The 866-nt window shown below is 74.2% G+C and carries 2 pseudogenes; one reads left to right on the top strand and one right to left on the bottom strand.

Annotated elements, in window-relative coordinates:
* Positions 1-629: pseudogene (locus CCN51_RS50240) on the top strand (AfsR/SARP family transcriptional regulator); the annotation flags it as partial.
* Here the strand turns inward: CCN51_RS50240 and CCN51_RS50235 are convergent.
* Positions 593-866 (bottom strand): annotated as a pseudogene (locus CCN51_RS50235) (SAM-dependent methyltransferase); the annotation flags it as partial. The pseudogenes CCN51_RS50240 and CCN51_RS50235 overlap by 37 nt on opposite strands.

The raw sequence follows: 866 nt of genomic DNA, 5'->3' as shown, positions 1-866 counted from the left end.
TCATGACGTCCAGGTCCAGCGCCCGGCTCGCCGACCTCGACGGCGCCCGTCCGCTGGACCTGGACGTCATGACCCCGGAGGAAGCCCTCACCCTGTTCACCCGCGCCATCGGCGAGGAGCGCGCCGAGGCCGAACCCGCGGCCTGCCGCGAGACCGTCGCCGCCTGCGGTTTCCTCCCGCTGGCCATCCGTATCGCCGCGGCCCGCCTGTCCGCCCGCCCCGCCTGGACCGTCTCCGCCCTGGCCGCCCGGCTGGCCGACGAGCGCGGCCGACTGGACGAGCTGCGGATCGGCGACCTCACCGTTGCCTCCTGCTTCGCCTCCGCGTACCGCCGCCTGAGACCCGACCAGGCACGCGCCTTCCGCCTGCTGGCGCTCGCTGACGGCCCCGACCTGTCCCTGCCCGTGGCCGCCGAGCTGCTCGGCCGCGACCGGCACGACCCGGACGTCGAACCCCTGCTGGATTCCCTCGTCGACAGCGGCCTCCTGGAGTCACCCGCCCCGGGCCACTACCGCTACCACGCCCTGATCCGGCTCTACGCCCGCCGCCGCGCCGGCACCGACGCCGATGCCGCCGTAAGGGGCGGGGGAGATCAGCTCCTCACGGCCACCCCCTTGAAGAACGTGTAGTGAAACGTCCCGCCGTCGCCCGCCGTCCGGTGCAGATCGGCGATGCCCCGGTCCCAGTCGCTCCGGTTGGTCAGACCCGCGGCCAGCGCGTCGTCGCGGACGGACTCGACCATGGCGATAAAGGTGTTACGGGTGAAGCCGTCCACCAGGGCCGGGCGGGTCCGGTCGGCGTAGACGGTCCGCGGGCGGACGACCACGTCGCCGTATCCGGCCTCGGCCAGCAGCGGCTGCAGCCGC

Source organism: Streptomyces milbemycinicus, from assembly GCF_002154605.1.
Classification (GTDB): Bacteria; Actinomycetota; Actinomycetes; order Streptomycetales; family Streptomycetaceae; genus Streptomyces; species Streptomyces milbemycinicus.
This window is presented reverse-complemented; position numbering and strand designations above follow the sequence as displayed.